Here is a 13336-nt window from a genome sequence, read left to right as displayed (position 1 = left end):
ATCGGGCCTTGCGACTTATCCGTCAGGACACGGCCGGGACGGTTCCTTGGGATTACCGCTCCGGCACTTAGTGAAATTGAACAGAGGCTGGACGGCGCGTTCGCGCGGTATCCGGTCTGTGTGCCCCGGCTTCGCCTGCATTCGGCAGGATTTTAGGAGATCTTGAATGACGAAGATGACGCCCATAGCGCTTGATGGTGCCCCGGTCACTGACATTGACGTGACGAGCGAAGCCAAAGCTGCCGGCCGTCGCGTCAAACGTCAGGGTCTTTACGATCCCCGCAACGAGCACGATGCCTGCGGCGTCGGCTTCATCGCCCATATGAAGGGCGAGAAGTCGCACCAGATCGTGCGCGACGGCCTGTTCATCCTGGAAAACCTCACCCATCGCGGCGCTGTCGGCGCCGATCCGCTGATGGGCGATGGCGCCGGCATGCTGATGCAGATCCCCGACCGCTTCTTCCGCGAGGAAATGGCGAAGGACGGCATCACGCTGCCGAAGGTTGGCGAATACGCCGTCGGCTATTTCTTCATGCCGCGCGATGAGGAGCGGATTGCCCACTACAAGTCGATCATCGAGAAGGTGATCGTCGACGAGGGGCAGAGCTTCATCGGCTTCCGCGAAGTGCCGGTCGACAATTCCTCGCTGTCGAAGGCGCCGGATATTGCCGCCACCGAGCCCTATCACCTGCAGGTGTTCATCGGCGCCGGCCAGCGCGCCCATACCCAGGAAGAATTCGAACGCCGCCTGTTCGTGCTGCGCAAGGTGATCTCCAACACGATCTTCTCCGAGAGCCCGGAGGCGACCGAGGATTTCTATGCCGTTTCGATGTCGTCCTCGACGATCGTCTACAAGGGCATGTTCCTCGCCTATCAGGTTGGCGCCTATTACAAGGATCTGGCCGATCCGCGCTTCGAATCGGCCGTTGCGCTTGTTCACCAGCGGTTTTCGACCAACACCTTCCCGTCCTGGAAGCTCTCGCACCCCTATCGCATGGTTGCCCACAACGGGGAGATCAACACGCTGCGCGGTAATGTGAACTGGATGGCGGCCCGTCAGGCTTCGGTGTCCTCGCCGCTCTTCGGTTCCGATATCTCGAAGCTCTGGCCGATTTCCTATGAGGGCCAGTCCGACACCGCCTGTTTCGACAACGCGCTCGAATTCCTGGTGCAGGGCGGTTATTCCATGGCGCATGCCGTGATGATGCTGATCCCCGAAGCCTGGGCCGGCAACCTGTCGATGAGCCCCGAGCGGAAGGCATTTTACGAATACCACGCCGCCCTGATGGAGCCGTGGGACGGCCCGGCAGCCGTTGCCTTTACCGATGGCCGCCAGATCGGCGCGACGCTTGACCGCAACGGTCTGCGCCCCGCGCGCTACCTGATCACCAAGGATGACCGGATCATCATGGCGTCTGAAGCCGGCGTCCTGCCGGTGGCAGAGGAAAACATCGTTGCCAAGTGGCGTCTCCAGCCGGGCAAGATGCTGCTGATCGACATGGAAAAGGGCCGGATCATTTCCGACGAGGAGATCAAGTCGGAGCTTGCCGGCATGCATCCCTACCAGACCTGGCTCGACCGCACCCAACTGATCCTCGAGGACCTGAACCCGGTCGAACCCCGGGCGCTGCGCCGCGACGTATCGCTGCTCGATCGCCAGCAGGCCTTCGGCTACACCCAGGAAGACACCAAGATCCTGATGTCGCCGATGGCGACCACGGGTCAGGAAGCGATCGGCTCGATGGGCACCGATACGCCGATCTCGGCGATGTCGGACAAGTCGAAGCTGCTCTACACCTATTTCAAGCAGAACTTCGCCCAGGTCACCAACCCGCCGATCGATCCGATCCGCGAGGAGCTGGTGATGAGCCTGGTGTCGTTCATCGGCCCGCGTCCGAACATTCTCGACCATGAGGGTGCCGCCCGCGAAAAGCGCCTGGAAGTGCGCCAGCCGATCCTGACCAATGGCGATCTCGAGAAGATCCGCTCGATCGGTCACACCGAAGATCGTTTCGACACCAAGACGCTCGACATCACCTATGGCGAGGAGCAGGGCGCCGAAGGCATGCCGGCGATGATCGACCGGCTGTGCGAACGGGCGGAAGCGGCCGTGCGCGGCGGCTACAACATCATCGTGCTGTCAGACCGCCAGATCGGTCCGGACCGGATCGCGATCCCGGCGCTTTTGGCAACGGCTGCCGTCCATCACCATCTGATCCGCAAGGGTCTGCGCACCTCGGTCGGCCTCGTGGTCGAATCGGGCGAGCCGCGCGAGATCCATCACTTCTGCTGTCTGGCGGGCTATGGCGCGGAAGCCATCAACCCCTATCTCGCCTTCGATACGCTCTCTGACATGCATGCCAAGGGCATGTTCCCGCAGGAGGTCGATTCCGGCGAGGTGATCTATCGCTTCATCAAGGCGGTCGGCAAGGGCATGCTCAAGGTCATGTCCAAGATGGGCATCTCGACCTATCAGTCCTATTGCGGCGCGCAGATTTTCGACGCGATCGGCCTGTCCTCCGAGTTCGTCGAGCGCTTCTTCTTCGGAACTGCCTCGATGATCGAAGGCGTTGGTCTCAAGGAAATTGCAGAGGAAACCGCTCAGCGCCACAGTGCGGCCTTCGGCAAGGATCCGATCCTGTCGTCGACGCTCGATATTGGGGGCGAATATGCCTACCGTATCCGCGGCGAGGCCCATGCCTGGACGCCGGATGCGGTGGCGGAGCTGCAGCACGCCGTGCGCGGCAATGCCCGCGACCGCTACGATGCGTTTGCGAAGATGGAAAACGCCAGCGCGCTGCGCATGAACACGATCCGCGGCCTGTTCCGGATCAAGAGCGCCGAGGAAATCGGCCGCAAGCCGGTGCCGCTCGAAAATGTCGAGCCGGCTTCCGAAATCGTGAAGCGTTTCTCGACCGGGGCCATGTCCTTCGGCTCGATCTCGCGCGAGGCGCACACGACGCTTGCAATCGCCATGAACCAGATCGGCGGCAAGTCGAACACCGGTGAAGGCGGCGAGGAAAGCGATCGCTATCTGAAGCTTCCCGATGGCAGCTATCCGAAGGAACGGTCGGCGATCAAGCAGATCGCGTCGGGCCGGTTTGGCGTGACCACCGAATATCTCGTCAACGCCGACCTGCTGCAGATCAAGGTGGCGCAGGGCGCAAAGCCCGGCGAGGGCGGCCAGCTGCCCGGCCACAAGGTCGATGCGACGATCGCCAAGACCCGCCATTCCACGCCGGGCGTCGGCCTGATTTCGCCGCCGCCGCACCACGATATCTATTCGATCGAGGATCTGGCCCAGCTGATCTACGACCTCAAGAACGTCAACCCGACGGCGGATGTCTCGGTCAAGCTGGTGTCCGAAGTGGGCGTCGGCACGGTTGCCGCCGGTGTCGCCAAGGCGCGCGCCGACCACATCACCATTTCCGGCTTCGACGGTGGCACCGGCGCCTCGCCGCTCACCTCGCTGAAGCATGCCGGCAGTCCCTGGGAAATCGGCCTTGCCGAAACCCAGCAGACGCTGGTGCTGAACGGTCTCAGGTCGCGCATTGCGCTGCAGGTCGATGGCGGGCTGAAGACCGGCCGGGACGTGCTGATCGGCGCCATGCTCGGCGCTGACGAATTCGGCTTCTCGACCGCACCGCTGATTGCGGCAGGCTGCATCATGATGCGCAAGTGCCATCTGAACACCTGCCCGGTTGGCGTCGCAACCCAGGACCCGGTTCTGAGGAAGCGTTTCAAGGGCGCGCCGGAACATGTCGTCAACTATTTCTTCTTCGTTGCCGAAGAGCTGCGCGAGCTTCTGGCCGAACTCGGCTTCACCAGCCTGAACGACGTCATCGGCGCCGTCGAATTCCTCGACAAGGACGATGCGATCGCGCACTGGAAGTCGGAAGGGCTCGATTTCTCGAAGATCTTCCACAAGGTTGATGCCCCCAAGGAAGCAACCTTCTGGACAGAGCGTCAGGTTCACCCGATCGACGATATTCTCGACCGCAAGCTGATCGCCGAAGCGATGCCTGCGCTCGAGAACAAGGAAAAGGTGACGATCGAGGCCGTCATCAAGAACGTCGACCGCTCGGCGGGCGCCATGCTCTCGGGCGAGGTTGCCAAGCGCTGGAACGACAAGGGTCTGAAGGAAGACACGATCACGGTGAAGCTGACCGGCACGGCCGGGCAGTCCTTCGGCGCGTTCCTCGCCAATGGCGTCACCTTCGATCTCGTTGGTGACGGCAACGACTATGTCGGCAAGGGGCTTTCCGGCGGCAAGATCATCATCCGCCCGCCGGAGAATTCTCCGATCGTGGCGGAAGAGTCCATCATTGTCGGCAATACCGTGCTTTACGGCGCAACCGCGGGCGAGTGCTACTTCAATGGCGTTGCCGGCGAGCGGTTTGCCGTGCGCAACTCCGGTGCGGCCGCCGTCGTCGAAGGCGTTGGCGACCATGGCTGCGAATACATGACCGGCGGCATCGTCGTCGTGCTCGGCTCCACCGGCCGCAACTTCGCAGCCGGCATGTCCGGCGGCGTTGCCTATGTCCTCGATGAGGATGGCGGCTTTGCCGACCGCTGCAACATGGCCATGGTCATGCTGGAGCCGGTTCCGGAGGAAGACGACATGCTCGAAAAGCTCCACCACCATGGCGGCGACATCATGCACAAGGGTCGCGTCGATGTGTCCGGCGACATGACCCGCCACGACGAGGAACGTCTCGTGCGTCTCATCAACAACCACATGCTCTACACCGGCTCGGCGCGCGCCAAGGCGATCCTGGACGACTGGGCCCACTACCGCCCGATGTTCCGCAAGGTGATGCCGGTCGAATATCGCCGGGCGCTTGAGGAGATGGAGCGCATGCGCATGGGTGTCGCGGCGGAATAATTGTCGCTTCTCAAGCCCTGTGATATGACATTGTCATATCACAGGTGTGGAGGCTGAAATGTCGAACCGGATCACCAGGGAAAAGAAGTCACGCATTTTCATGAATGGCCGCAGCCGCGCCGTCCGGATCCCGAGCGATTTCGAACTGGAGGGCGATGAGGTCATCATCAGACAGGAGCAGAACGGCCTGATCACGATCGAGCCGGTGAAGAAGAAGATGACGCCACGGGAGCTGATTGAGTGGCTGCGGAGCCAGCCGCCGCTACCGGAGGATGAATGGCTTCCGGAGATCGAGGATCTTCCGCTCCGTGATGTTGATCTCTGAAAAATGAAATATCTGCTGGATACGAATACGATCTCGCATGCGCTGAAATTCCCGGCAGGGCCGGTTGGTGAAAGGATATTGGAGAGCGAGGCGGGCGCGCTTTGTACCAGCATCATGGTGGTGGCCGAACTGAGGTTCGGCTATCTGAAAAGGGGCTCTGAGCGGCTCAGGCGGGATGTCGAGGCGCTGCTCGCCAGTCTGGAGATCATGCCGTGGGAAAGCCCGGCAGAACTGAAATATGCCGAGCTTCGGCTGGCGCTTGAAGCCGTCGGCAGTCCGATCGGCCAGATGGACATGCTGATCGCCGCTCACGCACTCGCGCTCGATGCGGTGGTGGTGACGGCGAAAGAAAGAGAATTCATGCGGGTTCCCGGTCTCAAGGTCGAGAACTGGGAACTGGAAGACGATTGAGCCGCCCGATCGGGCATTTGGAAACTGAGGTGTTGTCATGCTGATTACCACCACGAACACGCTCGAGGGCCACCGGATCGTTGCCTATAAGGGCATTGTCACGGGCGAGACCATTCTCGGGACCAATATTTTCCGCGATTTCATGGCTGGAATCCGCGACATTGTCGGCGGCCGGTCGGCGGCATACGAAAGCTCGCTGCGCGAGGCGCGCGAAACCGCCTATGAAGAGATGCAGCACCAGGCAGAGCGGCTTGGTGCGAATGCGGTCATCGGGGTCGATCTCGACTACGAAAACATTACCTCCGAACGTGGAACGATGCTGATGGTATCAGTGTCCGGCACTGCGGTCGTTATCGAGTAATTCAGGGAAGAACATGGGTAAAGTTACAGGTTTCATGGAAATCGACCGGCAGGTGGCGAAGTACCAGCCGGCGTCTGATCGCATCCGCCATTTCCGCGAATTCACCATCCCGATGTCGGACCCTGAGGTGCAGAAACAGGCTGCCCGCTGCATGGATTGCGGCATTCCCTATTGCCACGGCCCGACCGGCTGTCCGGTTCACAACCAGATCCCGGACTGGAACGATCTGGTCTATAATGGCAACTGGAAGGAGGCGATTGCGAACCTGCATTCGACCAACAACTTCCCGGAATTCACCGGCCGCGTCTGCCCGGCGCCCTGCGAGGAAGCCTGCACGCTGAACCTCGAGGATATCCCGGTTGCGATCAAGACTGTCGAACAGGCGATCGCCGACAAGGCTTACGAACTCGGCTACATCGTGCCCAAGCCGGCCACGGTGAAGACCGGCAAGAAGGTTGCCGTCATCGGTTCGGGGCCCGCAGGCATGGCGGCGGCCCAGCAGCTTGGCCGCGCCGGCCACGAGGTGCATCTTTACGAGCGCGAATCCAAGCCCGGCGGTCTGCTGCGCTACGGCATTCCCGATTTCAAGATGGAGAAGAACTTCATCGACCGCCGGGTCGAACAGATGCGCGGCGAGGGCGTCGATTTTCGCTGCGGCGTGAATGTCGGCGTCGATGTGACGGTCGATCAGCTTCTGGCGGATTACGATGCCGTGCTTTATTGCGGCGGCTCGGAAACCCCGCGCGCTTCCGGCATCGGCGGCGACGAGCTGCACGGCGTCTATGATGCGATGCCCTTCCTGGTGCAGCAGAACCGCCGAGTCGGCCGCGAGAACATCGACAGCACCGGTTGGCCGTCCGAGCCGATCCTTGCCGGCGGCAAGCATGTCGTCGTCGTCGGCGGCGGCGACACGGCCTCCGACTGCGTCGGTACGGCCTTCCGCCAGGGCGCCGTCAAGGTGACCCAGCTCGATATCCGCCCGCAGCCGCCCGAGAAGGAAGACAAGCTCGCCGTCTGGCCGTTCTGGGCCACCAAGATGCGCACCTCGTCGTCTCAGGCCGAAGGCGCGGTCCGCGAATTCCAGGTTGCGACGCTGGAGTTCGTTGGCGAGGACGGCATTCTCACGGGCGTGAAGTGCTGCCATGTGGACGAGAGGCGCAAGCCGATCGCTGGCACCGAATTCGTGATCAAGGCCGATCTCGCCTTCATCGCCATCGGCTTCCGCGGTCCGTTCCAGAGCGGCGTGCTTGCCGATCTCGAAGGCCGTCTGACGCTCAACACCGATAGCCGCGGATCCGTCAACGTGGTTGCCAGCGAAAACGACTACAAGACCTCGGTCGACCGGTTCTGGACAGCCGGCGATGTCCGTCGCGGGCAGTCGCTGGTGGTCTGGGCCATTCGCGAGGGCCGTCAGGCCGCCCGCGCTATTGACGAAGCGCTGATGGGCACTACTCTTCTTCCACGGTAATTGCGTCTGAAGTGGCAGGCCCGCCTGCCACTTTGGTCCACCTCTGTGGGCAGCTTGATTGCGCTGGCAGGTGCTTCTTGCTAGACCTGTCGGATAGCTGACACAGAGCGTTTGTAGATTTGCCGGACATTGATTGAAGGGAGATGAGCTTGGCTCACAATAAGGTTCGCAAGGCAGTGCTTCCGGTCGCCGGGCTTGGCACGCGTTTTCTGCCCGCTACGAAGGTCGTGCCGAAGGAAATGCTTCCCGTCGTCGACAAGCCGATCATCCAGTATGTGGTTGATGAGGCGATCGAGGCTGGCATCGAGCATTTCGTGTTTGTCACGGGGCGCAACAAGAACGTCATCGAAGACTATTTCGATATTCAGTACGAGCTGGAATCGACGCTGAAGGCGCGCAACAAGAACGCCGAGCTCAGCCTGCTTTCAAGCCTTCTTCCGACCGCCGGCACATCCACCTTCACCCGCCAGCAGGAGCCGCATGGCCTCGGCCACGCGGTCTGGTGTGCGCGCGAGATCGTCGGCCATGATCCGTTTGCTCTGATCCTGCCGGACATGGTGATGGATTCGGAGACGCCTTGCCTCAAGGGCATGATGGACGTCTACGAGGTCGCTGGCGGAAACGTGATCTCCGTGGAGGAGTGCGATCCCGAACAGGCCCACAAATACGGCATCGTCGGCGTCGGCGAGGCTGTCGGCAGCGGCTTCAAGATCACCGAGATGGTTGAAAAGCCTGCCAAGGGCACCGCGCCGTCGAACTTCTTCATCAATGGCCGCTATATCCTCCAGCCGGAAATCTTCCCGATTCTGGCCAAGACCGCCCGCGGCGCCGGCAATGAAATCCAGTTGACGGATGGCATGCTGATGCTTGCCAAGGAGCAGGATTTCTACGGCTACAAGTTTGATGGCCAGACCTTTGACTGCGGTTCCAAGGAAGGCTTCATCATCGCCAATGTGGCTCTGGCGCTGAAGCGCGATGATATCCGCCCGAAGGTGGAGAACGAACTCAAGGCCCTGGTCGCGGCCTTGAAGTAAGCGACGTGGCAAGGGGCGCAAATCTATTGATTGCGCCCCCCAAAGGCGCTAACAGCGTGTCATGACTGAAGCGAATGAAGATGGTTTGGGAGACGCCGCCCGTTCTGCGCTGAGGACGCTCGATTTCGAGCGACGCGGCCTGGAGGCGCTTTCTGTCGCCCTTGAAGACGGGCTTGCCGAGCCTTTCGAAAAGGCCGTAGCGCTGCTGCAGCAGACATCCGGCCATGTGATCGTCTCCGGCGTGGGCAAGAGCGGTCACGTCGGGACCAAGATAGCGGCCACCTTCGCCTCCACAGGAACCCCTGCATTCTTCGTGCATCCGGCCGAAGCCAATCACGGCGACATGGGCATGATCTCCCAGAAGGACGCCGTTGTGGCGCTTTCCTGGAGCGGGGAAAGCAGCGAGCTTACCGCCCTTGTCGCCTATACCCGCCGCTTTGCCATTCCGCTGATCGCGCTCACCTCGGGGCGCCAGTCTTCCCTTGCCCTTGCCGCCGATATCGTTCTCGATCTTCCGAAGGCGGAAGAAGCCTGTCCGCACGGGCTGGCGCCGACCACCTCCACCACCATGCAGCTTGCCCTTGGCGATGCTCTGGCGATCGCGCTTCTGGAAGCGCGCGGCTTTTCGGCCGGCGATTTCAAGATCTATCACCCGGGCGGCAAGCTCGGCGCGCTCCTGTCCCATGTCGCCGATATCATGCATGTCGGCGAGGAGGTCCCGCTCGTGCCCGCAGGCACGGCCCTGCCGGATGCGATCATGGTGCTGTCGAAGCGCCGCTTCGGCTGCGTCGGCGTGCTGACGGAAGAGGGACGGCTTGCCGGCATCATCACCGATGGCGATCTCGCCCGCAATCTCGCGCGCGACATGAGCCGGCTTGCCGTGGAAGACGTGATGACCCGCGGCCCAAAGACCGTGAAGTCATCCATGATGGTGTCGGGTGCCATGGGCCTGCTGCAGAAGCACAATATCTCGGCGCTCATGGTCGTCGACGAGGACAACCGCCCCGTCGGCATTGTGCATTTCCACGATTTCCTGCGGATCGGCGCGGCCTGAGGCCAGCCTATTTGCCGCGCGCGCCCCAGAGCGCGACCACCGCGATCACCAGGCTTGCAATCACATTCCATCCGGCGAAGGAAAGGCCGAGTACGCGGAGTGCCGCCTCGTCGCATTTCGGGCCGGTCACGCGGTTCAGGTCCCCCAGCAGGTTGCCAGCATCCGTCGTCACGCCCGAAAGCGAGCCCGAGCAATCGGAAGGCCCCGCCCACCAGTGCCATTCGACGCCGGCGTGATAGACGCCCATGACCATGCCCCAGACCATCAGTCCGGCAATGGCGATGAGCGCGAGGCGCGCGATGATGCGCGGCAGGCCGAAGGCAGAGGTGAGGAGCCCGATAATGCCGAGCGGCACACCGATGTAATAGGGGTTCCGCTCCAGCAGGCAGAGATGGCAGGGGATATAGCCGCCGAAATGCTGGAAACCGAGCGCGGTACCGACGGTTACAGCCATTGCCAGCGTTGAAACAACAAGTCCGGCCTGGATGCGGGAATGGGACTGCGCGCTCATGAAATCTCCTAGAACACGAATTTGACGAGATAGAACCCGCCGGCAAGTAGAATGACGAACAGGGTGAAAAGAAGGCCGAGGTATTTTTCGATGAAATCCCGGATCGGCGCGCCGTAGCGGCTCAGAAGCCAGGCGATCAGGAAGAAGCGGAACGAGCGGCCAATAATGCTGACGAGCAGGAAAATGCCGAAATTGAGCCCGGTTGCGCCGGAAAAGATTGTCAAAACCTTGTAGGGGAACGGGGTGATGGCTGCAAACAGCACGCCCCAGCCGCCCCAGCTGTTGTACCATCCGGCGACCTTGTCGAAGGAATCCTGCTTGCCGTAGAAGGACAGGATCGGCTGGGCTACCTGCTCGAAAAGGAACATGCCGATCAGATAACCGGCGATGGCGCCGAGGATCGAGCCCAGCGTGCAGATCAGCGCAATCCGGAACCATTGCGCGGGCCTCGCGATCACCATCGGGATCATCAGCACGTCGGGCGGGATCGGGAAGAACGAGCTTTCGGCAAAGGACACGCCGAACAGGACGCCCTCTGCATTGCGCTGCCCGGCAAGTGACATTGTCCAGTTGTAGAGTCTTCGCAGCATGGCTATCCCGGCTATCGGCGCATTTCCGTCGGTCCGGACAATGCTGTCTCGGCCCTGCCATGTCCATCACTATCGGACCGCGCCCGGCATTTTGTTCGCCGTCGCTGCGAGAAGGTTGTTGACGACCGGAGCGATCTTCTTATATTTCGGCCAGCCTGCCTTGGAGACGAGGCAAGGGCCCCTTTGGCGGAATTGGTAGACGCGCCTGACTCAAAATCAGGTTCCGAGAGGAGTGCTGGTTCGATTCCGGCAAGGGGCACCATCTTCTTCCCCCGATTTATCGATCTCTACGGCGCCTCAGCGGCCGCGCTTTTCGGCCAGGCGTTGACGCCGCGTGCGCCGCCAGCGTGAACGCCGCGTGCTGGTGCTCGCGGCAGGGCTCGGGAACACGATCTCGATCGTGACGCCGTCCTCCTGGTAACGCCGTTCGATTGTTCCCTGCAATTCGCCGATGATATTGGCGTCGATCAGGCGCGTGCCGAAACCCTTGCGCTCCGGCTCGCTGATCTTTGCGGTGCTGGATTCATCCCAGATCAGTCGCAGCTTGCGAGCATCGCCGGTGCCTTCATAGCTCCACGTCACCTTAAGGCCTCCGCCCGAGCCGGACATGCCGCCATATTTCAGGGCATTGGTGGCAAGCTCGTGAAAGGTGAGGCTGAAGGCCTGGGTTGCCTTCTCGTCGAGTTCCGCATTTGGCCCGTAGACTTCGTATAGGGATTCGCCGTCGCCGAAGACCTGTTCCAGTTCCTTGTTCAGCAGTTCCTTGAGGTCGGCGCGCTGCCAGCGCGAGCGGGTCAGCACATCCTGCGCCGTCGACATGGCCTGAAGGCGGGCGGAATAGGATTCGACGAACTGGTCAAGGCTTTCGGAATGGCGCGCGGTCTGGCGGGCGATCGCAAGGACGCGGGCGATCGAATTCTTGATCCGGTGCTTCATCTCCTGAAGCATCAGCTCCCGTTCCTGAAGGGACTTTTCTGTCACGCGCTGGACTTCGCGCGCTGCCGCAAGCGCCTTGATCTGCCATTGCGCCGCGAGCGCCAGCGCCACGGCAAGCAGAAGGGCAACGCAGGCGATGACGAAGGGCGTCACATCAAACTGCGCCTTTTCGAACGCGGTGCTGGGCGTCATGTCCAGTACCCAGGTCCTGCCGGCGATGTCGACCTCGCGATGTACCCTCAGAGCGCTCTTGGCAAACGCGTCATCGTAGGTCTCGGACTTGAAGAGCGGCGTTTCCGGCGCATTCTTGTCATAGGCGCTGATCGCCACGGGCAGGGCCGGGCTGGCGGTCATGACGGCGCGGTACAGGTCGCCTGCGCGAAATGGCGCGTAGATGAACCCGGACAGGGGCAGGTTGCCCTCGGTATCATTCGGGCCCCCTTCTGCAGCGAAGGGCAGGTAGAGCAGGAAGCCGACCTGTTTGTCGTCGGTGATTTCCTGGACCAGTTCCACCGGTCCGCTGGCGCGCGGCGTGTTGGTGGCGAACGCCTTTGCCATTGTTTCACGCCGTATGGGATCGGAATACATGTCGAAACCGATCGCGGCTCTGTTGCGATCGTTCTCCGGTTCCAGCATGACGACCGGCGCGCGGAAATCCTGGTCGGTCTCGGGCCAGATTTTACGGGTCTCGCCGTAGGTTCGGCCGATCATGTCTTCGGCACGCGCCTCGTTGCCGGCATAGATCATCCGGGCGAAGCCGATGCCCTGGATACCGTCATAGCGACCCTCGGTATCAAGTCCGTTCACATAGGTCTGAAACGCCGGCCGGTCGATATTCCCGTCCGTTGCCTCGAAGAACGCCTTGGTCGCCTCCAGAAGCGACATGTGCTGATAGAAACGGTTGACGATACGGTCTGCCGCATCGCCGGCGACCAGTTCGAATTTCGCCCGCCTCTCCACTTCCGATGCGCGGTAGATGGAAAACGACATGCCGAGCCCGATCACTGTCACGACCAGGAAAACAAGCACCGGTAGCACGCGGCTGAGGGTGGAGATGTTGCCGCTTTCGGCGTTTTCGAATAATTTCCGCATGTCTTAATGCGGCGCCACCAACGTCGTCGGTCGAGGCCGCCTCTCAATGATCCATATCCAGGAAGTGAAAACGTCTAATACTCGCGACGATGCGCCGTCGGTCAGCACTTTAAAAATGAGCAACGGCCTCATTTTTTTTAAAGCTTGACCGCGTCAGCCTGTCAGCCTGATTTGCTACATTCCTGTTTTTCCTAGCCTTGTCAATGATGAAGGCCGTGATTGGAACACTTCCGCCGCCCGTCGCGTTTAAACAGGCATAAGACAAGCTAACCTGAAAGGAGCAGGCTTATGAATTGGGACCGTATCGAGGGCAACTGGAAGCAGTTCACCGGTGAAGCGCAGGCCCGTTGGGGAAAGCTCACCAACGACGATCTCGACGTCGTGGAAGGCAAGCGCGAAAAGCTGATCGGCAAGATCCAGGAACGCTACGGCAAGGAGCGCGACGAAGCTGAGCGCGACGTCGATAGCTGGATGGACAAGATCAACTGATCGCCATCAGTTTTGTCGAAGGGCAGTGACGCATAGCGTCGCTGCCTTTTTTTATTGCTTGCGCGCTGGTGTCTGCCGTCGCTTTTGCGCAACTCTGATCGCGTCGTGAAGTCGGTTGGCTATGTCTGTGAACAAAAACCGCACTTTGTCTGCGGTCGTGGCAAGGCGGCAGCTCGGCTC

The 13336-nt window shown here is 61.2% G+C and carries 11 protein-coding genes and 1 tRNA gene; 9 read left to right on the top strand and 3 right to left on the bottom strand.

Going from position 1 to position 13336, the window contains the following annotated elements; genetic code table 11:
• The first annotated feature begins 166 nt into the window (after positions 1-166).
• The 7 genes from gltB (at position 167) to HPQ62_RS08555 (ending at position 9538) form a co-directional block, all read left to right on the top strand.
• Positions 167-4885, top strand: coding sequence for a glutamate synthase large subunit (gene gltB, locus HPQ62_RS08585; protein ID WP_174802130.1), 4719 nt, complete (start codon positions 167-169; stop codon positions 4883-4885).
• 58 nt (positions 4886-4943) lie between these two features.
• Positions 4944-5210: an antitoxin gene (locus tag HPQ62_RS08580; protein WP_174802129.1), complete on the top strand. Its 267-nt coding sequence runs from the start codon at positions 4944-4946 to the stop codon at positions 5208-5210.
• A gap of 3 nt (positions 5211-5213) precedes the next feature.
• Entirely contained in the window at positions 5214-5621 is a 408-nt protein-coding gene (locus HPQ62_RS08575; protein ID WP_174802128.1) for a type II toxin-antitoxin system VapC family toxin, read from the top strand.
• A gap of 37 nt (positions 5622-5658) precedes the next feature.
• Positions 5659-5982, top strand: coding sequence for a heavy metal-binding domain-containing protein (locus HPQ62_RS08570; protein ID WP_174802127.1), 324 nt, complete (start codon positions 5659-5661; stop codon positions 5980-5982).
• Between the two features lie 13 nt (positions 5983-5995).
• On the top strand, positions 5996-7450 hold the full coding sequence (locus HPQ62_RS08565) for a glutamate synthase subunit beta (RefSeq protein WP_174802126.1): 1455 nt from the start codon (positions 5996-5998) through the stop codon (positions 7448-7450).
• Between the two features lie 149 nt (positions 7451-7599).
• Positions 7600-8484, top strand: coding sequence for a UTP--glucose-1-phosphate uridylyltransferase GalU (galU, locus tag HPQ62_RS08560; RefSeq protein ID WP_244629615.1), 885 nt, complete (start codon positions 7600-7602; stop codon positions 8482-8484).
• 61 nt (positions 8485-8545) lie between these two features.
• Positions 8546-9538 (top strand): KpsF/GutQ family sugar-phosphate isomerase, encoded by a 993-nt coding sequence (locus tag HPQ62_RS08555; RefSeq protein WP_174802124.1) that lies wholly within the window; start codon positions 8546-8548, stop codon positions 9536-9538.
• Positions 9539-9545: 7 nt separating this feature from the next.
• Here HPQ62_RS08555 and HPQ62_RS08550 read toward each other — a convergent pair whose 3' ends face one another.
• The gene (locus tag HPQ62_RS08550; protein WP_174802123.1) at positions 9546-10049 is read right to left on the bottom strand and encodes a disulfide bond formation protein B; all 504 of its coding nucleotides are present in this window, start codon (positions 10047-10049) and stop codon (positions 9546-9548) included.
• 8 nt (positions 10050-10057) lie between these two features.
• Positions 10058-10639, bottom strand: coding sequence for a YqaA family protein (locus HPQ62_RS08545; RefSeq protein ID WP_174802122.1), 582 nt, complete (start codon positions 10637-10639; stop codon positions 10058-10060).
• 177 nt (positions 10640-10816) lie between these two features.
• On the opposite strand from HPQ62_RS08545, the gene HPQ62_RS08540 reads away from it, so the two are divergent.
• Positions 10817-10901, top strand: a tRNA-Leu gene (locus HPQ62_RS08540).
• Between the two features lie 35 nt (positions 10902-10936).
• Here the strand turns inward: HPQ62_RS08540 and HPQ62_RS08535 are convergent.
• Positions 10937-12667 carry a CHASE domain-containing protein gene (locus tag HPQ62_RS08535; RefSeq protein WP_174802121.1) on the bottom strand — a complete coding sequence of 577 codons (1731 nt, stop codon included), beginning with the start codon at positions 12665-12667 and terminating at the stop codon, positions 10937-10939.
• 288 nt (positions 12668-12955) lie between these two features.
• On the opposite strand from HPQ62_RS08535, the gene HPQ62_RS08530 reads away from it, so the two are divergent.
• Positions 12956-13156, top strand: a complete 201-nt coding sequence (locus HPQ62_RS08530; protein WP_174802120.1) for a CsbD family protein — start codon at positions 12956-12958, stop codon at positions 13154-13156.
• The last annotated feature ends 180 nt before the right edge of the window (positions 13157-13336 follow it).

The organism is Martelella limonii, assembly GCF_013344475.1.
Taxonomy (GTDB): Bacteria; Pseudomonadota; Alphaproteobacteria; order Rhizobiales; family Rhizobiaceae; genus Martelella; species Martelella limonii.
The sequence above is the reverse complement of the archived record's forward strand: the minus strand, read 5'-3'. Positions and strand labels throughout refer to the sequence as shown.